Origin of the sequence: Allochromatium vinosum DSM 180 (assembly GCF_000025485.1) — a bacterium.
GTDB classification, from domain to species: Bacteria; Pseudomonadota; Gammaproteobacteria; order Chromatiales; family Chromatiaceae; genus Thermochromatium; species Thermochromatium vinosum.
On record NC_013851.1, the window covers coordinates 546,688 to 567,053 of the forward strand.

The window sequence follows — 20,366 nt, forward strand, 5'->3', positions numbered from 1 at the left end:
CGATCGCCGTCAATTGATTGATTTCAATGTGTCCGCATCGATTCCGGACGCAAACTGCCTGCTCCTGGGCGATCGGACGTCGCTCGTCTCGTCGCGCCGCACGCTCCTGTCATTGGGATATCCGTGGCGGCCGTCTTTTCGCCCAATGGAGCCGTACCCGGATGAATCTCTGCCCCAAATGCGACCGTCCGCTCTGGCCATTCGCCATGATCCTGACCATCACCAGTGTCATCGCTTTTCTGACCTGGCTGATCCTGGGGCTATCGGCGATCGAACCCTGGCAGCGCCTCCTGGTGACGCTGATCGCCTTCATCGCGGTCGGTGCGACTCTGTTGCACTATGTCGTCAGTTGTCTGAGGCGTCACTGCCGGCACGGCCATCCCGTCGTCCAGGGACGCTCCTGACGCATTCTACGCGGGCGCGCGCGTGACCTGATCGCGCAGATAGACCGGAAGCGCCTGTTCGGCCGGAACCCAATGACCGGCCGTCAGCTCGGCGGCGGCCAGGAGCGCGATATCCTGAGCCTCGCAGACTCCATCGGGGTTCATCCCGCTCAAGGCCGGTCCGACCCGCCGGCTCAGTATCTCGCCGTGCACCCCCCAGCCCGGCCCCACGCCCTGCCAGCCATCACCCGTGGGGCGCGTGACCCGATCGGGCGCACAGACCTGCTCGGCGCCGCCCAGCTCGGCCAGATCCCGCTCGCCGATCTCGTAGCACCCCCAGTAGACCTCGTCCATGCGTGCATCCAGCGCGGTCAGCAGCCGGCGCTGCCCCTCACGCCGAAACTGTCCCTGAGCCATGGCCGCGAGTGTGGAGACCGGCACCACGGGCAGTTCGGCACCGAAGGCCGCGCCCTGGATCACCGAGGTCGCGATCCGGATGCCCGTGAAGGAGCCTGGACCACAGCCGAAGGCCAGGGCATCCAGGTCTCGCAGCTCCAGGCCGGCCTGCTCCAGCAGACGCTGCATCATGCCGAGGATGAGTTCGCCATGGCGGCGCGGGGCGAGGGTGAGTTCCTGAACGACGCTCCGGTCGACGAGGAGTGCGGCCGAACAGGTCTCGTTGGATGTGTCGATGGCGAGTAATTTCATGGAATTCAAAATGTTTCGAGTCCAAGTGGTCGGCCGCCAAAGGCACCCAGTCCAAACGGACCGCTTTCGAGTTCGTGGAGGTAGGGGTAGGGCGGTTGCAGCACCCAACCCCGGAAAGCCATGTCCAGACTGCCCTGGAGCTGGCGTGGCGGCTCGTCGGCCGAGACCTCGACAGTGAACAGCCGCAGCCGGCCAAGCCTGGTGTGCGGATCTTCCAGTCGGGTCTGAGCGGCCCAGGCCGGTAGCCCGTCCATGAAGTATTCGCTCTGCGGCGCCGCATCCTTGAGCTTGGCCGCCAGCCCCAGCAGCAGCAGGGTCTTGTACTCGATCTCCTGATCGAATTCGCCGACCGTCGGGCGTTGGGCGTCGAGATCCCAGAGCGAATTGGACCGGCGCGAGCTGAGATAGAGATGCAGCTCGTGCAGGTCACGCCAGGTGCCTGCCGGCAGGGCGGCCTTCCACAGGATCGCATAGCGGATCTGACGGTTGGCGAAGCGGAACAGGTTGCGGATCAGCCACAGACGTTTGTGTTGCTGGCGCTCGCTGGGGACCGGATGCTCCTTGTCGAGCTGGTGCAGCGCGCGATCGAGGTTGACGAACATCAGCCGCCCGAGTCGCTGCTCCATGGTGAGACCGGGCGCGGTCTCCGTGGCGGTCGCCTCGCCCGCATAGGGCTTGGGCAGGCCGGCGCAGGTCTTGAGCACCGGAGCCTTCAGCAGCGACAGGACAGTGAGACGCCGGCTGGCCGAGAGTTCGGCCTTGCGCAGGTTCTCCAGCGTCAACACGAGCGCGGGACCGGCCTGACGCACCCCGCGTGTCCTGAGGCTGGCCAGCCAGTCCTTCAGGGCGTCCAGATCCGTGTCGAAGCGCGGCCGGGTGCACTCGCGGATGGCGAGCGGCGACGGGATCGATTGGGCATCGAAGCTCAGCATTGATTCCTCCTGTCACGAAACATCCAGCCTGTGGCAAGGCAGGAGTCCATGGCCGGGACGTCTATACCTGATGGCAATGCTAGCTTTATTCCGCCCTGTGATCTGTCGACTCGATTCCAGTTTCACGATCGAGCCGGCTGAAGCCGGAGCCCTGGTTTCAAAACGCTTTCAGGATGTTGCGCGTCTCCTCGGCCGTGATGCGCGGCCCGAGTGAAGTGACGAGCTTGGCCGAGGCCGCCGAGGCCAGATCCCCCGCGCGCTGATGCGTCCAGCCCTGGCTCAGTCCGTAGAGGAAGGCGCCGGCGAACATATCCCCCGCGCCGACCGTATCCACCGCCTCGACTTCGACCGGATCGATCTCGATCAGCGCCCGACCGTCCCAGACCAGCGCGCCCTTGGGACCGCGGGTGATGGAGAAGTGGCGCGCGATGGTCTTGAGATAGTCGACCGCCTGATGCAGATCGTCCGAGCCGGCCATGCCCATGGCCTCGAACTCGTTGGCAAACAGCAGATCCACGCCCGAGCCGATCATCTCCAGCAGTCCGGGCTTGAAGAACTTGACCATGTTGGGGTCCGACAGCGAGATGGCGGTCCTGACGCCCGCCGCCTCGGCGATCCGCTTGGCCTCGATCGATGCCGCGCGCGCCGAGTCGGACGTGACCAGATAGCCTTCGGTATAGAACCAGTCCGAATCGCACAGTGCCTCCTCGACCAGCTCCTTGGTCGAGAGGTTGCCGCTCACGCCCAGGAAAGTGCACATGGTGCGGTCGCTGTCCGGCGTCACCAACACCACGCAGCGTCCGGTGTGACCCTGATCCTTCTCGGTGTGGTGATTGGTGTCCACGCCGCCCTCGATCAGATCCTTCATGTAGAAGTGGCCCAGCTCGTCGTCGGCGACCTTGCAGGAATAGAAGCCCTTACCGCCGAACTGGCTGAAGGCGATGATGGAGTTGGCCGCCGAGCCGCCCGAGCCGCGCTGAGGATGGTGCGCCTTGAGATGCTCCATGATGCTGAGCTGCTGGTGTTCGTCGACCAGGGTCATGACGCCCTTGTCGATGCCGAGGATGCCCAGATCCTCGGGCGTGACTTCGTATTCCATGTCGACCAGGGCATTGCCGATGCCGTAGATGTGATATTTCGCCATGATGGTTCCATGAGTGCACAAAAAAGTGGACCATTGTACCGAGCCATCGAGCCGCTGGCGCGTTCCGGCGGCGATTTACCATCTGAACGGAGCGGTTTTTCGCGCAAGACTGATGAAACGTAAGATGAATCTGTTGATGATCATCGGGTTGGTGGGCACCCCGATCGCCGGGACTCAGTTCGGCCTGGACTATGGCCGTGCCATCTGGGGCGCGCCCCAGGTCGAATGGACGCCCATCGAAATGGCCCTGCCGCTGGAGCAGACCAGCGGGAACTTTCAACTCTTGCTCGACAATGAGCCGCTTGCCGACCATTTGGCGCGTAACTCGCTCACGGCGCTGGGATCGGAGGGACTGGCCTATTTCGTCACTCCCCAGATGGTCCGGGTGCGTCTCAACAACTGGCCTCAGATCCAGGCGTGGAAGGCCCATTTGCTGCACATGGGGGTGTACTCCGCGCTCGGGCTCGGCGTGTCGCTGACCTGTCTGATCGTGGGGCTGGTCGAGTTCTTCCGCCAGACGCCCGTGCCGCGACGACGACCGCCCGAGGCACAGGTGGCGCGTCCCGTCCGTCGTCGTGATCCGGGTGTGTTCTAGCCTCGAAACTCAGCGCGTCTCGGCCTCGGCGCGCAGCGGCAGCAGGGCCGCCTGCATCGCCTGCGGAATGACCGAGACATCACCGCGCGCCAGCTCGCGTCCCTGATCGAGCACCAGCACCTGATCGACCCAGTCCAGACCGGCCGGACGATGGGTGATGAGCAGCACGGTGCGTCCGACCATGAGGGTATCGAGCGCCTGCATCAGATCGCGCTCGGTGGCAGCGTCCAAACCCTCGGTCGGCTCGTCGAGCAGCAGGATGGGCGCGTCCTTGAGCAGGGCGCGCGCCACGGCGATCCGCCGCCCCTGACCGCCCGAGAGTCGCACGCCGGTCTCGCCGACCCAGGTGTCATAGCCCTCGGGCAGCTCGGCGATGAAGTCGTGGATCTGGGCCACGCGGCAGGCCGCTTCGATCGCCGCCTGCGGAGCGTCCGGGTTGGCGATCAGCAGATTCTCGCGGATGGTGGCGTCGAACAGATGGGTGTGCTGACTGACCACGGCGATGTGGCGGCGCAGATCGTCGCCATGGAAGTCCAGGATGTCATGACCGCCGACGCGGATGCTGCCCGAATCCGGTGCCCAGAAGCGCAGCAGCAGATTGAACAGCGTGCTCTTGCCCGAGCCGGTCGCGCCGATCACCGCCGCGCGTGTGCCTTGGGGCACCTGGAGCCGGATGCCTGAGACGGCCGGGCGTGGCGCGTCCGGGTAGCTGAAGCGCACATCAGCGAACTCGATATCGAAGCGTTCGGGCCGGGGCGAGGGGGGGCTCGGTTCGGCGACGGCCGGCTCGGTATCGACGATGGCAAACAGCCGGTGCGCGGCGGCCAGGGTGCGCCCGAGCATCTGGAACGCCTGGGGCAGGGGGGCGACGGCCTCGAAGCTGGCGAGCGTAAAGAGTGCCAGCATCGCCAGTTGCGGCGGCATCAGCCGCCCGTCGTCGACCAGCGGGATGGCGATCCACAGCAGCACCCACAGGCTCAGGCTGGCGCAGAGTCCGACGGCGGCCTGAGTCAGGCCATGATCGCTGGAGAGACGGGTCTGATCGGCGATCAGACGCCGGCTCAGGCTGTCGATATGCCGGGCCTGGCGCTCGGCGGCGCCATAGAGCGTGAGTTCGGCCAGGCCCTGGACACCATCGATGACCGCCGTGCGCAAGGCCGCCTCGTCCTCGGCGATGCGCCGTCCAGGGGCCAGACCGCGTGCCTGCGACCAGATCGGCAGTCCCACCCCGGCCAGTACCAGAAAGGTCAGGCCGGAGAGCGCCAGCAGTGGATGGTAGAAGAGCAGAAAGATCGTGAACAGCACGATACTGACATTGGCCACCGCGACCGGCACCAGCACCCGCACATAGAGATTGTCGAGCGCGTCGATGTCGGCGCGGATGCGGCTCAGCAGATCGCCGCTGTGATACTGCTGGAGCCGCGCCGGGGCGAGCGGTTCGAGATGCTGATAGAACCAGACGCGCAGACTGGCGATCAGCCGGAAGGTCGCCTCATGGTTGACGAGCCGTTCGCCATAGCGCCCGGCGGTGCGGATCATGGCACTGCCCCGGATCAGCGCCGCCGGGGTGAAATAGTTCATGGCCACGCCCGCTGCGCCGGCAGCGGCCATCGCGGTCAGGAACCAGCCGGCGGCGGCCATGAGCGTGACATTGGCCAGCAGGGTCAGGATCGCGGCCAGGGTGCCGACCAGCATCCAGGTTCGGTAGGGCTGAAAGAGTTGCCACAGACGGCGCAGTTCGTTCATGCCGGCTCACTCCCAGGCCGGCTCGGACTGTGGGCGGCGATCATCCGCGCATAGAGTCCGGCGGCATCGGCCAGTTCATCATGTGTCCCCTGTTCGACGATCCGCCCCCGATCGAGCACCAGGATGCGATCGGCGCGGCGCACTGTATTGAGCCGATGCGCGATCACCAGCAGGGTGCGATCGAGCGCCAGTTCGTCGATGCCTTCCTGGACCAGACGCTCGCTCTCGGGGTCGAGGTTGGCCGTGGCCTCGTCGAGGATCACCAGGGGGGCATCGCGCAGAAAGGCGCGGGCCAGGGCGATGCGCTGGATCTGCCCGCCCGAGAGTCCCGCGCCGCGCTCGCCGACCGGGCTGTCATAGCCCAGCGGCAGGGCGTCGATGAATTCAGCCGCCCGTGCGCGTCGCGCCGCCTCACGCACGGCGTCGAGCTCGGCCTCGGGCTGCCCGAGCCGGATGTTGTCGGCGATCGTGCCCTGGAACAGGCGCGGTTGCTGCGGCACCCAGGCCAGATGACGGCGCCAGTCTTCCAGGTCGATCTCGGCGAGCGCCTGTTCGCCGATCAGGATGCGCCCGCCGGTCGGAACCAGGAACCCGAGCAGCAGATTGACCACTGTGGTCTTGCCTGCGCCGCTGGTGCCGACCAGGGCGATGCGCTGCCCCGGCGGGATGGCGAAGCTCAGACCATCGAGTGCCTCGCGCCCCGGCTCATAGCTGAATCGCACGTCTTCGAAGCGCACCCCAAGCGGCCGGGCGGCCGCCAGCGGCTCGGTGCCCGGATCGATACGGGTCGGTTCGGTGTCCAGCACCTGGATCAACTGTTCGGCGGCCGCCACCGCGCCCATGCGCGCATGGTACTGAGTGCCGAGATTGCGCAGCGGCGCATAGAACTCGGGCGCGAGCATGAGCACGAAGAATCCTTGCAGATAGGTCACGTCCGGGATCGGAATCCAGGCCGGCACCGGCACTGCCAGGCCATAGAGCCGGAAGCCGATCAGGACCGCGACGATGGCGACCCCGACGCTGGCGAAGAACTCCAGCACCGCCGAGGACAGGAAGGCCACGCGCAGCACCTGCATGGTGCTGTGACGATAGTCGTCGGAGACGCGCGCGATGATGGCGACCTCGCGCCGGCTGGCGCCGAAGAGTTTGAGCGTGGTCAGGCCCTGGATGACGTCGAGGAAGTGCGCGCTCATGCGCGCGAGCTGTTTCCACTGGCGCTGATTGCGCACCTCGGCGCCCGAACCGATCAGGATCATGAACAGCGGGATCAGCGGCGCCGTGAACAGCAGCACCAGCCCGGCGAGCCAGTCCATCGGCATCACGGCGGTGAGGATGGCCAGCGGCAGGATCATCACCAGCGTCATGGCCGGGACGAAACGGGCGTAATAGCCCTCCAGGTCGTCGATACCCTTGGTCAGAGTCTCGACCAACGCGCCGCTGCGCTGGCCGGAGAGATAGGCCGGCCCGAGCCGTTGCAGATGCCGATGGATCCGATCGCGCAGCGTGGCACGCACCTGAGCGGCCGCTTGAAAGGCCGATCGCTCGGCGAGCCAGACGATGAGCGCGCGCGCGCCAAACAGCGCCAGCAGCCCCCACAGCCAGGGCTGGACTTCGCTCAGTCCAGCGTCGTTGAAGATCACGGCATCGAGGGTCACGGCCAGCGCCCAAGCCTGGGCGACGGCCAGCAGACCGTTGGCCGTGTTGAGCCAGATGGCCCGCATGAGCGCGGCGCCAGCGAGCGGCCGTTGTGATTTGAGCCAGGCGTTGACTGACATGAACCCTTACCCTATCCGTCCTCGGTCGAGAGCCGATAGCGGAGGATACGGACCCAAGTCCCTCTGGGCAATTTTTGGTTTGGATGCGGCGGATCGGAGGCGGGTACCGGGCATGGGAGCAGCCCTCTGACGGGGTGGGGGTGAATACAAAATGTTGAGTGTTCTGGTCGATTGAATGGCGGCGCCCAATAGTCTTTTTCGATCTTTTGGATCTGACCAAACGATTGGTCTCCGGCCATGTCTGACTCTATCTTGATTCGCAGGCTCGACGATCACGCGAGACCATAACGAACTTCAGTCAACGAAGCCACGAATGGAGAGAGCGATGGACACGAATGCGACGACAGCAGGCAAGTGCCCGGTGATGCACGGTGGTCACACGGCGGCCGGATCCTCGAACATGGACTGGTGGCCGAAGGCGCTCAATCTCGACATCCTGCATCAGCACGACACCAAGACCAATCCGCTGGACCCGGACTTCGACTATCGCGAAGCGGTCAAGACGCTCGATTTCGAAGCCGTCAAGAAAGACCTGCACGCCCTGATGACCGACAGCCAGGACTGGTGGCCGGCCGACTGGGGGCATTACGGCGGTCTCATGATCCGCATGGCCTGGCACGCGGCCGGCACCTATCGCATCGCCGATGGGCGCGGCGGCGCGAGCACCGGCAATCAACGCTTCGCCCCGATCAACTCCTGGCCCGACAACGTCAACCTGGACAAGGCGCGTCGTCTGCTGTGGCCGATCAAGCGCAAATACGGCAACGCGCTCAGTTGGGCCGACCTCATCGTGCTGGCCGGCACCGTGGCCTATGAGTCCATGGGGCTCAAGACCTTTGGTTTTGCCTTCGGCCGCGAGGATATCTGGCATCCGGAGAAGGACATCTACTGGGGCTCGGAGAAGGAATGGCTTGCTCCCAGCGACAACCCCAACAGCCGCTACTCCGGTGAGCGCGACCTCGACAACCCGCTGGCGGCGGTGATGATGGGCCTAATCTACGTCAACCCCGAGGGCGTCGACGGCCAGCCCGATCCGCTCAAGACCGCCCATGACGTGCGCGTGACCTTCGCGCGCATGGCAATGAACGACGAGGAGACCGTCGCCCTGACCGCCGGCGGTCATACGGTCGGCAAGGCGCATGGCAACGGTGATGCCAAGCTGTTGGGACCGGAGCCCGAGGGCGCCGGGGTCGAGGATCAGGGGCTGGGCTGGCTCAACAAGACCGCGCGCGGCATCGGTCGCGACGCCGTGACCAGCGGCATCGAGGGTGCCTGGACCACGCATCCGACACGCTGGGACAACGGCTACTTCCATCTGCTGCTCGATTATGAGTGGGAGCTGAAGAAGAGTCCGGCCGGTGCCTGGCAGTGGGAGCCGATCGACATCAAGGAGGAGGACAAGCCGGTCGATGTCGAAGATCCGTCGATCCGTCGCAATCCGATCATGACCGATGCCGACATGGCGATGAAGATGGACCCCGAGTACCGCAAGATCTCGGAGCGGTTCCGTCAGGACCCGGAGTATTTCGCCGAGACCTTCGCGCGCGCCTGGTTCAAGCTGACGCATCGCGATCTCGGACCCAGGACGCGCTACATCGGTCCCTATGTGCCGCAGGAAGATCTGATCTGGCAGGATCCGGTGCCTGCCGGTCGCACCGACTACGATGTCGCGGCCGTGAAGGCGCGGATCGCGGCCAGTGGTCTGAGCGTCAGCGACATGGTCGCCACCGCCTGGGACAGCGCTCGGACCTTCCGGGGTTCGGACAATCGCGGCGGGGCCAATGGGGCGCGCATCCGGCTGGCGCCGCAGAAGGATTGGGAGGGCAACGAGCCGGCGCGTCTGGCACGGGTGCTGAGCGTGCTCGAACCCATCGCGGCCGAGACCGGGGCCAGTGTGGCCGATGTGATCGTGCTGGCGGGTACGGTCGGCATCGAGCAGGCGGCCAGGGCGGCCGGGTTCGACGTTCAGGTGCCTTTTGCGCCTGGGCGCGGCGATGCCACGGCCGAGATGACGGATGTCGAGTCGTTCGAGGTGCTGGAGCCGCTCCACGACGGTTATCGCAACTGGCTCAAGCGCGACTATGTGGTCAGCGCCGAGGAGATGCTGCTCGACCGCACGCAGCTGATGGGGCTGACGGCGCCCGAGATGACGGTGCTGGTCGGTGGACTGCGTGTCCTGGGTGCCAATCATGGCGGTAGCCGGCATGGTGTCTTCACCGACCGGGTAGGCGCGTTGACCAATGACTTTTTCGTCAATCTGACCGATATGGCCTATAGCTGGGTGCCGACCGCCGACAATCTCTATGAGATCCGTGATCGCAAGAGCGGCGCGGTCCGGTGGACGGCGACGCGGGTGGATCTGGTGTTCGGCTCCAACTCGATCCTGCGCGCCTATGCCGAGGTTTATGCACAGGATGACAACAAGGAGAAGTTCGTTCGGGACTTCGTGGCCGCCTGGACCAAGGTCATGAACGCCGATCGCTTCGATCTGGCTTGAGTGTGAGTGCCGGAAGCTCTGAGGGAACAGGGCTTCCGGTGAGAGTGGTTGCAAAGTGTCTATCCAGCTTTTGAGCTATGCCGGCTCACAGTATTCTTGCTTCAGAGGTCGGATCGTGATCCCGCCTGACAGAGATTTAAAAGGATTTGATGTCTTTATCGCTATATCCTCTTAAAGGCATCGCATTGCATACATTTCCGTAAGCTGTTGAATTTTATGAAGCTCAAGCTGAAGTATGCTCTATAAAAAATCAGTAACTTACAGGTTTATGTGTAATGCGATGTCTTAAAGGTTAGGGTCTTCGATATTGTCTGGCTTTTTTGTTGTTAAAAAAGAAGATATCAAGTTGACTCCAATGCCCATAGCAGTAGCCGGAAAAATAAAAAGCCAAACCGTGCTGCTGTTCTTTATGGCTACCCATGCTGAATCAAGTTTTGGTTTTTCTGCTTGGATTATTTCAATGTGGCTTATGATTTCAATAAATAGTTCTGCCATCCATGTGCCGAGCCCCACAAGCAGGAAGCCGCAAATTAAAACGGACCATCTCCAGCTTTCCCCACGATTTAACCATGTCCAATATATCACGCCCAGTGCAGGAAAGATGCCGAATAACCATCCGGCAATATTTAGAGTTTCTTGAGTTTCGAGCATTAATTTCTCTCTTGCTTGCTTTGGCCAGTGCTTGCGTAATAAACGCAGCTTACGAGCATACTAATTAAATCGCTTGCTGTATTTTGGCTGGTATGCCTTTTCTGCTAACTGAAGAAGTCCATTCTTTAATGCTGCCTATGAAATCCCAAACATCACCGTCTTCTGGTTTTGTGTAGTTTTCTAGTTCTGGATTTTCTCCCATTTTTTCAAAAATTTCAATAAGCCATTTTGGTCCGTGCCCAGATGCTTTCAGGTTTTTTAACCAACACTCAAGCTCTCCATTTGGAACCACAAATAACCCATATTCTCTGAGTTGCCTTAGAAGACTTTCCGCAGCTTCTTTCTCATCGTTTGGAAGTGAAGATATTCCGCCATCTCTTTTCATGTCTATATTCAGTTCGATAAATTTTTTGCTTATTTCTTGGCGAATTGAGATTAGCGATTTCTGTGAAATATGAGGCACAAATCCACTACCTAAGAAATTACTCCATGGCTGGCCGCCTTCCTTTAAAACATCAATATCAACAATAGCTGCAGCTGGAATGCCTAATTCTCGTAAAGGTCGAATTATTTGGTGTACGGTCTGCTTGTTTTGTGCATTTATGAACAGGCAGTTTGTTATCCCTCTTTCTGGGGAGTGTTTTAATAGCCTCTCATTTATTTCTTGATAGAATGCCCTGTCTGCATCCGACTCAGTTACGATAACTGCCTCATAGAACAGGCCGTCTATTACGCCTGTGGAACGTAACAGCGGATTTCGCATTAATTGCAGTAGCTTTTCGCTAGGTAGTAATCTCGCTGTTGCTACGCTTTGCGAGTATGTAAGGCGAACGATGTTTATTGGTGTGCCAGATTGAATGCAGCCCATAATAAAATTGGAGCTGTGTGTAGAGACGAATATTTTTTTGCTTTGCGCAGAAGCCGTAACGGAGATCTCTTTGCCTAACTTGTATGAGAGTGATGGATGCAAAAAAGCCTCTGGCTCATCAATCATTAGAACCATTGGGTCGCCAGCTACAAGCTCAAGAACAATACCTGTAAATGCTTTTGCGCCATCGCTAAGGTCATCTATTTTCTTGGCTTTGCTATGGAATATTACTGCATCAGCATGAACCCCTCTTTCTTGTATGTCGTTTGATGGGGGGGTTTCAGATAATCTTACTTTTAATTTGCCCAAATCTGTCGGATCAATAACAAAATAAAGACCAAAAGCGTCATGTACAATTCTTCTAACTTCAGCTCTTTTTTTGTCATCTCTAAATAGAGCGCTCAAGCTATTACTAGGGGGTAACTGAAGATTACCCCCTTGCTGCTCTTGTGTGAGCTGCATTCTTCCATGCCCGTCAAGCAATAATGTATTAAACTTTAGGAACCACCTGCAGAAATATTGGCGATAATGCTTGTCGTTGAGTTTTTCAACTAACTGCGTAAATATTTCCTTTTCTATCTGTGCGCGTTCTTGATAGTTTCCAACTATCATGCAGCCTTTTGGTAGGGGCTAATTTTCATTGGGTTCTTTTTCTAGGTGAGCTAATTTTTCGATAAGCTCTTGCTTTTCTATATTTTCAAAATAGGCGTCTTCGATAATAACCCCGCGCGCATCAAAGTTACCTTCTCTGCAAAAATGAAGGATTTCTTTGAGGATCTTTGATTTTCCGGAATTGTTTGGCCCAACAAATACCGTAATTGGAGTTACTGATAAATTCAAAGGATTCTCAGTTGCCGCACTGCCAAATTTTAATTTTATTCTTTTAAGCATCTCAAGTTTCCGTGGAAATATAGCCAGTGATTATATTGGTTTCCAGTTTGGCCGCCTTTTATGCAGTGTGAGATTGACGGTATTGCCGTAAACACTGAAGACCCTGTGAGATTTTATCTGCAAAGCACATATTATCCCGCAGAATCCTGTCCATGCGCGGGACTCTCTAGTGACGTGTGGACTTACGACCCGGATCTATCTCTTGCCAATCCCTCGTTTCGCCTCGATTGCGCCAAACCGCTGTGTATCGAAATCCCCGAATCAGCGTCCCACTGCTCAATCCGGCTTCGACAGCCGTTCCGCCAACCCGCCCAACGCCTGATCGACCTGCCCGGCCAATTCCGCCATCTCCAGCTCATCCCCGCTCAAGACCGCGCCCGACCGAATCACACGCTCCAGCTCAGCCGCCGCCCGCTGCAACTCGACCGCCCCCAACGTCCCCGCCGCCCCCTTGAGCGTATGCGCCAGCCGCTGAGCCTCCTCACGCGCGCCCGCCGCCAGATGCGCCCTGAGATGAACCATGTCATCACGATGCCCGTCGACGAGCTTGTGCAGCATACGCACATAGAGTTCGCGCTTGCCGCCGACGCAGCGTAGCCCGAAATCGGCGTCCAGCCCGGCAATCGCGTACAGCCAGTCCTGCTGCTCCGACGGCTCCGGCCGCGTCTCAGGCGATTCGACCGCCCCCGGCGCTCCAGACGCTCGCTCTGTTCCCTCCTGAGCCGCCCGCGACCCCGGCGACGAAAGCCAATGCAGCAGACTTTCGTAGAAAATCACCGGCTCCACCGGCTTGGCGATATGATCGTTCATCCCCGCATCCAGGCACGCCCGGCGCTCCTGCCCGAGCACATTGGCCGTCATGGCCAGAATCGGCACCTCGCCCCAGCCCGGCAGCCGACGGATACGGCGCGTCGCCTCCAGCCCATCCATCTCCGGCATCTGCACATCCATCAGCACCAGCCGATAGCGCCGCTGACCGGCCAGCTCGACGGCGCGCCGCCCGTTCTCGGCCAGATCCGCCACCAGATTGGCCTGACCGAGCAGCTCCAGCAACACCTCCTGATTGATCGGATTGTCCTCGACGGCCAGCAGACGGGCGCCCCGGAACTCGCGTGCCAGGGTCTCCAGCGCATCGATGATGCTCGGCTGACCCTCCAGCGACCCCAGCTCCCGATCCGGCCGCTTGAGCAACCGTGCCGTGAACCAGAAGCGGCTGCCCTGACCGGGCACACTCTCCACCCCGGCACTGCCGCCCATGAGCTCGGCAATGCGCCGCGTGATGGCCAGACCCAGCCCGGTCCCGCCATAGCGGCGGATCGGCGAACCGTCGCCCTGCTCGAAGAGCGTGAACAGCCGCCCCTGCATCTCCTCCGGAATCCCGATCCCGGTATCGATCACCTCGAACGAGATCAGCGCGTCCTCGTTGCCGTCTTCCAGGAGGCGCGCCTGAAGCTGAATGCGCCCGCGCTCGGTGAACTTGAGCGCATTGCCCAGATAGTTGAGCAACGCCTGACGCAGACGGGTCGCGTCGCCATGCAGCACGACCGGCAGCGGCCCTGCGTCGACCCTGTAGTCCAGCCCCTTGCTCTGCACCTGCTCGGCGATCAGGGCGCTGACCTGATCGAGCAGCACGCGCGGTGAGAAATCGCTCGTCTGCAACTCCAGCTTGCCGGCCTCGATCTTGGAGATGTCGAGGATGTCGTTGATGACCGAGAGCAGATGCTTGGCCGCGCCATCGATCTTGAGCAGACGGTCGCGCTGCGCGGGAACACTGATCTCGCGTCCGAGCAGATGCGTGAGTCCGATGATGGCGTTCATCGGGGTGCGGATCTCGTGACTCATGTTGGCCAGGAACAGACTCTTGGCCTGATTGGCGCGCTCGGCCTCCTGCTTGGCGAGCGCCAGCTCGGCGGTGCGGCTGGCAACCAGCGTCTCCAGATGCTCACGGTATTCGAAGAGCTCGTGCTCGGCCTGACGCTGCTCGGTGACATCCGAGAAAATCACCGCGAAGGTGCCCACGCGCGGGCTGTAGGCGTGGACCTGGAAGTGGCGCCCCAACACATTGTCGAACTGCTCGAAACGCATGACCTGACCATGGAGCGCCACCTCGCCATAGCGCTTGATCCAATGGCCCTCGATGCCGGGGATGGCCTCGCGCACGCGCCGCCCGATCAGATCGGCGCGTTTCAGTCCGGTCAGGGTCTCGAACGCCCGGTTGACGTCGAGGAAGCGGTAGTCGATGGGATGGCCCCGGTCGTCGAGGATGATCTCGTGCAGGGCGAACCCCTCGCTCATGGATTCGAACAGCGAGCGATAGCGCGTCTCGCTCTGACTGAGCAGTTGGATCGACTGGGCGCGCTGCACCGCCATGGCGCAGAGTCCGGCCATCTGGAGCGCGAGGTTCTGATACTTGCGCAGATGCCGGGTCATGGCCAGACCATCGATCAGGAACACGCCCAGGGTCTCGGTCTCGTGCTGGAGGCGCAGCAGAAAGCCGTGGCCCGAGGCCGTGGCCCGGATCGTGCCGCGCTCCAGCGCAAAATCACGCGCCTCGGCGAACGACTCGGGCGTGGGTGTGTCACCGAGGGTTTCGGGACGGTTCGCCCGAAGCTCGGCACAGGGCAGATAGAAACACTGGGTCGGCGCGAAGAGCGCGGTAAAGATCTCCAGGATCTGGCCGATGACGCCGCGCTCGCCATCGGCGACCGAGAGACGCCCGACCAGATCCATCGCCATGGCCGTCTCGGCGAGCTGCTGGCGGGCGGCGGCGAGACGCGAGGTGTTCAGGCGGTGCTCGGCCCGATGGCTGGCCTGCGCGGCGAGCTGGATGAGACTGAGCCGCAGATACCCCAGTCCGACGCGCTCGCGCCGGGCCGGAAGCGCCAGATGCTCGGCGAGCGCCGCCAGATGCTCGGCGGCCCTGGGATCATGCCCGGTGTCGAGCAGGAGCAGGTGGCGCGTGCTCTCGCCGAAGAGCGTGCGCGCCAGATCGCGGTCCGCCAGCCCCAGGCGTGCGAGATGCCGCGGCCAGGCGGCGAGCCAGCCCGGTGTGCAGAGATAGGCGCCTTCCGCCAGCCATTCATCGATCCAGGCCGGATCCGTGAGCAGATGGAAGCATTGATCGAGACGGTGGAAGCCGAGTGCGTCTGCCGATTTGGTCTTGCGGGCGATGTTGCGATCGCGTTTGTGTTCGCGCATCAACGGCGCAAGACAGCATCCGCCGATCCAGATCAGAGGTTCGTGACTCGGCACGCTGGCGATGCGCCGATCCAGCTCGACGGCCGTCACGGGCGGGGAGCCGCACCGGGCCGGGAAGGGATGGAGTCGCAAGTGGGTGCCTTCGAGCGCTCCGCTCAGTGCCGCGCGGGCCTCGGTGAAGAGACTGGCGCAAACGAATAGGTGAACCGGCGTCTCCCAACCGGGCGTGCTTGTGTCTAAGGATCTGGCGCGTGGAGTCGTGGACAAGATGATTGCGCGCGGCTGGCGTCCGATGTCAGTGGATGTGATCGTCAGCGAGTGGATAACGCCCCCAGCGCGCGACGGCCTGGGAGATGGTCGTCAGGACCGCGTCCGGCACCTGCCAGGGAATTTCGCCGTGGTTGTCGGCGAGGATGAAACCGCCACCGTGCCCGGCGGCCCGGATGGCGTCCCTGACGGCGGATTCGGCCTGCTCCGGCGTCCAGTGACGCATGGCGATGCCGTTGAGGTTGCCCAGCAGCGACAGTCGCCCCTGGGCGGCGTGTTTCAGCGCGCCGAGATCCTCGTGCGAACTCACGCCGATCACGGCCGCGCCCGTGTCGAGCAGATCCGGCACGCGCGGCAGGATGCGCCCCGAGGCGAAGTGCATGGCGGCCGGCGCCTTGATCTGGGCGAGGGTGCGACGGGCGATCTCGCGTCCGGTGGCCAGAAAGAACTCGCGCGTGGTGATGGTCGTCGACGAGACCGGATCGAAATAACAGATGGCGTTCGCGCCGGCCTCGACCTGGGCATTGGCCCAGTCGACGCAGAAACGTTCGTTGAGCTGCATCAGGCGCTCGAACAGATCGGGCCGCTCGTGCATCAGGATCAGATAGCGCTCGAATCCGAGCTGCATTACCGGCAGCGAGAAGGGCGACATCACCACGCCGATGATGGGCACTTCGCCGCGCGCCTGCTCGGCCATCAGGCGCGTGGCCGTGAGCACGCGCTGTAGGCTGGGTGAATCCTCGATGCGCGGTACGCTCAGGCGCCGGATGTCCTCGGGATCGCGCACGATCGGGGCGCCGGCGTTGGGCGGGCCATCGGCGCGAAACAGCGTGCTGCCGCCCCAGGCTTCGATCTCGATGGCGGCATAGTGGAAGTTGTAGAGACAGTCGTGGCCGAGCTTGGCGCGCAGACGCCATTGCCCCTCGGCCACCTGCTCGGGACGGGCGAAATACTCCTCGATCGATAGACCGAGCTCGCGCGCGCCCTGCATGACCGGGAACAGGAAGAGCGGCACCCGGTCCGGCTCACGCTGACCGAGCGCGGTCAGGACGCGCTGCATGGAGGTCATGGGGGCGACGGGCTGGTCCGGCGTCGGCGCGGACGGAGGCGGCCCTTCTTGGTTCGGGACCGTCACGGTTTCACCTCCAGTCGCTCCAGGATCGCCAGGATGTCGCCTGCGCTCAGCCCCACGGCGTCGGCGCCGACCTCACGCCAGAGCTGGTCGTCGAAACGATAGGGCGCACCGCCCACCACGACCCGTACATTGGGGGCGACCGCGCGCAGTCGCTCGACCAGTGCCCGCACCCGTAACGCCGCCGGCAGCATCAGCGTCGAGATCAGCAGCACCTCGATGCCGTCGGAACGCACCAGCTCGACCAGCGTCTCCACGTCCTGGCGCCCGTAGTCGTGCACCTGGTAGCCGGCGGCGCGCAGCACGGTTCGCACGATCTGCTTGCCGAGCAGGTGATAGTCCTCCAGCACCGCGATGGCCAGTCGCGGCGGGGCGTTCTCGGGGGCCGGCGGATCGTCGGCGAGTACCTCGCCAAGCAGATCCTCCAGCAGCTCCTCGCAGATCCGCCCGCTCATATAGATCTGGGAGAGCGCGCAGTCGCCGCCTTCCCAGAGCTGGCCGATTTCCTCCAGGGCCGGACGGATCAGGCGTTCGATGACCTCCAGGGGTGCATGCTCGGCGCGGGCCGCTGCCAGCAGTTCCTGGGCCTGGAGCCGATTGAGCGTCAGCAGGGCTTGTAACAGCGCGTCCGATGATGACATGAGTGATCGACCGCAGTGAGTTGAGCACGGGGGCATCCGATGCCGGATGACCGAGGCTGTTACCACGGACATCATGGGGGGATCGGGTCGAGGGACGGGTGACTCTACCCAAGCCCAGCGCCGATCAGTATACTGCCTCGACTCACTTCACGCCCTGCCCGGGTGGCGAAATTGGTAGACGCAAGGGACTTAAAATCCCTCGACTTCGGTCATGCCGGTTCGAGCCCGGCCCCGGGCACCATTGATCCTCGAAGGCTCGGGTCGTCGTCGACCGACGTGCTGTGGTTCTGACGCGGCCGAGCGCCGCCGAAGACAGGTAGCCGCAGAACCCGACATGAGCGTCCCCGAGCTGAAAGTCCAGATCCCATCTCCGACGCGCTGGCGCGATCGTCTCTACAACTACTATCTGCTGGTGCGTCTGCATCGGCCGATCGGCATCTTTCTGCTGATGTGGCCGGCGCTCTGGGCGCTGTGGCTGGCCGGCGCGGGACAGCCGCACTGGTCGGTGGTGCTGATCTTCGTGCTGGGTGTGGTGCTGATGCGCTCGGCCGGTTGCGCCATCAACGATTACGCCGATCGCCACTTCGATGGCCATGTGGCGCGCACCAATCAGCGTCCGCTGGCCACGGGCCAGGTGACGCCGCGCGAGGCGATCGGGGTGTTCATGGTCCTGAGCCTGATCGCCTTCGCCCTGGTGCTGCAACTGAACTGGCAGACCATCGCCCTGTCGTTCGTGGCCCTGGCGCTGACCTTCGTCTACCCTTTCATGAAGCGCTTCACCCATGTGCCGCAGCTCTTTCTCGGCGCGGCCTTCGGCTGGGCGATCCCGATGGCCTTCGCCGCCATCACAGGCACCATTCCGTTCTATGCCTGGGTGCTGTTCGTCGCTACCCTGATCTGGGCGCTCATCTACGACACCCAGTACGCCATGGTCGATCGCGAGGACGATCTCAAGATCGGCATCAAGTCGACCGCAATCCTCTTCGGACGCTGGGATCGGCTGACGATCGGGCTGTTGCAGATCCTCATGCTCGGGCTGCTGGTCTGGATCGGCGAGGAGACGGGGCGGGGTGTCTTCTATCAGATCGGATTGCTGGCGGCGGCCGCGCTGGCGGTCTATCAGCAATATCTGATCCGCCAGCGTGATCCGTCGCTCTGTTTCCAGGCCTTCCTCAACAACAACTACTTCGGCATGGCGGTCTTCATCGGTCTGGTGCTCGATTATGCCGTCGCTTGATCAGAAATCCACATCGGCTACGGCATAGATCCCGGGCGCGTTGCGGAAGTAATTCTTGTAGTCGAGTCCATAGCCATAGAGATAGCGGTCAGGCACCCGAATGCCGACCACATCGGCCTCGCAGGCGTGTTCGCGCTCCTTCTCGACCAGCACCGCCGTGGTCACGCTTGCCGCGCCGTCCTCCTGGCAGGCCCGCACGATCTGCTCCAGCGTGATGCCCTCGTCGAGGATGTCGTCGAGCACCAGCACATGCTCGCCGCGAATGGCTTCCGATGGACGATGACGCCAGCCGAGTTCACCGCCGCGCGTGGCCCCCTGATAACGACTGGCGTGGATGTAGTCGAGCCTGAGCTGGAAATCGAGCCGGGGCAGCAGCAGCCCGGCGACGACGGTCGCGCCGGTCATGACGCAGAGCACCAGCGGATCCTTGTCGGCCAGGCGCGCGGTCAGATCGGCCGCCATGCGATCGAGTGCGGCGTCCATGTCATCCGCCGTGGCCAGGCATTCGGCGCGGCCGGCAACGGCGGCGTAAGTCTGTGGGTCGAGCTTCATGGTTTCGTTCTTGGCTCCGGAGTCGTGGGATCCTCGAGCGGCAGCTCGAGCGAGTCATGGGATTCGAGTTCGGCGATATGGCCCAGGGCGCGGTGCCATTCGGGGCTTTCGTGCAGGCGGACGCGATCGAGCGGCTTGCGCCCGCGCATCCGCAGCAGTCGCAGACTGGTCGCCGGGTCGCGATGGTCCCTGAAGGCCGCCAGGGTGGCCACAGCCGCCGGGCGATTGTTGCAGATCAGGAGCATATCGCAACCGGCCGCCACCGCCGCCTGCGCGCGCTCGACATGATCGCCGCCCGCACCGGCCGCCTCCATATTGAGGTCATCGCTGAAGATGACGCCCTGGAATCCGAGCTGCTGGCGCAGGATCTGGCGCAACCAGACCGGCGAGAACCCCGCCGGGCGCGGATCGATGCACGGATAGATCACATGCGCCGGCATCATCGCCTCCAGTCCCTGGTCGATGAGACGGCGGAAGGGTGCCAGATCCTCCAGTTCCAGATCGACGAAGGGACGCTCGTCGCGCGGCAGCTCGGTGTGCGAATCGGCCTCGACCCCGCCATGCCCCGGAAAATGCTTGCCGACGCTGGCCATGCCCGCCTGACGCGCACCGCGCATCCAGCTCGATGCCAGCTCACCGACCGCCTGCGCATCAGGACTGAAACCGCGATCGCCGATCACCCGGCTGATCCCGCGATCCAGATCCAGCACGGGCGCAAAGCTGAAGTCCACTCCGACTGCGCGCAACTCGGCGGCCATCAGCCAGGCGATGGACTCGCAGACGGCGCGCGCCTGGGCCGGGCGCTCGCGATGGAGCCGGCCCAGACGCCCGGCCGGCGGCAGGCGCGTGAAGCCGTCGCGGAAACGCTGCACCCGTCCGCCTTCCTGATCGACGCCGATCAACAGCGCCGGTTCGCGCACGGCATGGATGGCGGCCGTCAGCGCCGCGAGCTGCTCGGGCGATTCGTAGTTGCGTGCAAAGAGGATGACGCCACCGACGGCCGGGTGGCGCAGCAGTTCGCGGTCCTCGGCGTCGAGCGCCGTTCCCGCGAGATCGAGCATGATGGGGCCAAGTGGCATGGGGACAGACCCGTCGCTGAAGCATTCAGCGCCAGCTTAGCGAGCCGATAGACGGGCGGCAACCCGGAAT

At 62.8% G+C, this 20,366-nt stretch carries 17 protein-coding genes and 1 tRNA gene; 5 read left to right on the forward strand and 13 right to left on the reverse strand.

Annotation, left to right across the window (positions count from 1 at the left end; all coding sequences use genetic code 11):
* The first annotated feature begins 161 nt into the window (after positions 1-161).
* Positions 162-404 (forward strand): hypothetical protein, encoded by a 243-nt coding sequence (locus ALVIN_RS02375; RefSeq protein ID WP_012969710.1) that lies wholly within the window; start codon positions 162-164, stop codon positions 402-404.
* Between the two features lie 6 nt (positions 405-410).
* Here ALVIN_RS02375 and tsaB read toward each other — a convergent pair whose 3' ends face one another.
* From tsaB to ALVIN_RS02390, 3 genes are all read right to left on the reverse strand, one after another.
* Complete coding sequence (gene tsaB, locus ALVIN_RS02380; protein ID WP_012969711.1) at positions 411-1,091, reverse strand: tRNA (adenosine(37)-N6)-threonylcarbamoyltransferase complex dimerization subunit type 1 TsaB; 681 nt, start codon at positions 1,089-1,091, stop codon at positions 411-413.
* Between the two features lie 5 nt (positions 1,092-1,096).
* Positions 1,097-2,023 (reverse strand): hypothetical protein, encoded by a 927-nt coding sequence (locus ALVIN_RS02385; protein ID WP_012969712.1) that lies wholly within the window; start codon positions 2,021-2,023, stop codon positions 1,097-1,099.
* Positions 2,024-2,180: 157 nt separating this feature from the next.
* A complete protein-coding gene (locus tag ALVIN_RS02390; RefSeq protein WP_012969713.1) occupies positions 2,181-3,167 on the reverse strand; it encodes an adenosine kinase in 987 nt (328 codons plus the stop codon).
* Between the two features lie 124 nt (positions 3,168-3,291).
* Here ALVIN_RS02390 and ALVIN_RS02395 point away from each other — a divergent pair, with 124 nt between their 5' ends.
* Entirely contained in the window at positions 3,292-3,762 is a 471-nt protein-coding gene (locus ALVIN_RS02395) for a hypothetical protein (RefSeq protein WP_043795482.1), read from the forward strand.
* Positions 3,763-3,771: 9 nt separating this feature from the next.
* On the opposite strand, the gene cydC is transcribed toward ALVIN_RS02395, so the two are convergent.
* Both cydC and cydD read right to left on the reverse strand, forming a co-directional pair.
* The gene (gene cydC, locus ALVIN_RS02400) at positions 3,772-5,508 is read right to left on the reverse strand and encodes a thiol reductant ABC exporter subunit CydC (protein WP_012969715.1); all 1,737 of its coding nucleotides are present in this window, start codon (positions 5,506-5,508) and stop codon (positions 3,772-3,774) included.
* Complete coding sequence (gene cydD / locus ALVIN_RS02405) at positions 5,505-7,283, reverse strand: thiol reductant ABC exporter subunit CydD (protein WP_012969716.1); 1,779 nt, start codon at positions 7,281-7,283, stop codon at positions 5,505-5,507. Before cydD ends, cydC begins: the two co-directional genes overlap by 4 nt.
* A gap of 325 nt (positions 7,284-7,608) precedes the next feature.
* On the opposite strand from cydD, the gene katG reads away from it, so the two are divergent.
* The gene (gene katG, locus ALVIN_RS02410) at positions 7,609-9,780 is read left to right on the forward strand and encodes a catalase/peroxidase HPI (protein ID WP_012969717.1); all 2,172 of its coding nucleotides are present in this window, start codon (positions 7,609-7,611) and stop codon (positions 9,778-9,780) included.
* 285 nt (positions 9,781-10,065) lie between these two features.
* On the opposite strand, the gene ALVIN_RS17475 is transcribed toward katG, so the two are convergent.
* The 6 genes from ALVIN_RS17475 to ALVIN_RS02425 all read right to left on the reverse strand — a co-directional run bounded on the left by ALVIN_RS17475 (position 10,066) and on the right by ALVIN_RS02425 (position 17,428).
* Positions 10,066-10,431, reverse strand: coding sequence for a hypothetical protein (locus tag ALVIN_RS17475; RefSeq protein ID WP_148217439.1), 366 nt, complete (start codon positions 10,429-10,431; stop codon positions 10,066-10,068).
* Positions 10,432-10,495: 64 nt separating this feature from the next.
* Positions 10,496-11,911, reverse strand: a complete 1,416-nt coding sequence (locus ALVIN_RS16895) for an ATP-dependent nuclease (protein WP_223295251.1) — start codon at positions 11,909-11,911, stop codon at positions 10,496-10,498.
* 18 nt (positions 11,912-11,929) lie between these two features.
* The gene (locus ALVIN_RS17895) at positions 11,930-12,190 is read right to left on the reverse strand and encodes an ATP-binding protein (RefSeq protein WP_223295252.1); all 261 of its coding nucleotides are present in this window, start codon (positions 12,188-12,190) and stop codon (positions 11,930-11,932) included.
* Positions 12,191-12,466: 276 nt separating this feature from the next.
* Complete coding sequence (locus ALVIN_RS02415; protein ID WP_012969718.1) at positions 12,467-15,655, reverse strand: ATP-binding protein; 3,189 nt, start codon at positions 15,653-15,655, stop codon at positions 12,467-12,469.
* Positions 15,656-15,683: 28 nt separating this feature from the next.
* Positions 15,684-16,790: a uroporphyrinogen decarboxylase family protein gene (locus ALVIN_RS02420; RefSeq protein WP_012969719.1), complete on the reverse strand. Its 1,107-nt coding sequence runs from the start codon at positions 16,788-16,790 to the stop codon at positions 15,684-15,686.
* Positions 16,787-17,428 (reverse strand): cobalamin B12-binding domain-containing protein, encoded by a 642-nt coding sequence (locus ALVIN_RS02425; protein ID WP_043795485.1) that lies wholly within the window; start codon positions 17,426-17,428, stop codon positions 16,787-16,789. The genes ALVIN_RS02420 and ALVIN_RS02425 overlap by 4 nt, the downstream gene beginning before the upstream one ends.
* Before the next feature lie 156 nt (positions 17,429-17,584).
* Between ALVIN_RS02425 and ALVIN_RS02430 the strand changes: the two genes are divergently transcribed.
* Together ALVIN_RS02430 and ubiA are read left to right on the forward strand one after the other, a co-directional pair.
* Positions 17,585-17,669: transfer RNA gene (locus tag ALVIN_RS02430), tRNA-Leu, on the forward strand.
* A 93-nt stretch (positions 17,670-17,762) separates the two neighbouring features.
* Positions 17,763-18,665, forward strand: a complete 903-nt coding sequence (gene ubiA / locus ALVIN_RS02435; RefSeq protein ID WP_012969721.1) for a 4-hydroxybenzoate octaprenyltransferase — start codon at positions 17,763-17,765, stop codon at positions 18,663-18,665.
* Here the strand turns inward: ubiA and ALVIN_RS02440 are convergent, their stop codons facing one another.
* Together ALVIN_RS02440 and nagZ are read right to left on the reverse strand one after the other, a co-directional pair.
* Positions 18,666-19,217: a hypoxanthine-guanine phosphoribosyltransferase gene (locus tag ALVIN_RS02440; protein ID WP_012969722.1), complete on the reverse strand. Its 552-nt coding sequence runs from the start codon at positions 19,215-19,217 to the stop codon at positions 18,666-18,668. It lies immediately after the preceding gene.
* Entirely contained in the window at positions 19,214-20,296 is a 1,083-nt protein-coding gene (nagZ, locus tag ALVIN_RS02445) for a beta-N-acetylhexosaminidase (RefSeq protein ID WP_012969723.1), read from the reverse strand. Before nagZ ends, ALVIN_RS02440 begins: the two co-directional genes overlap by 4 nt.
* Between the last annotated feature and the right edge of the window lie 70 nt (positions 20,297-20,366).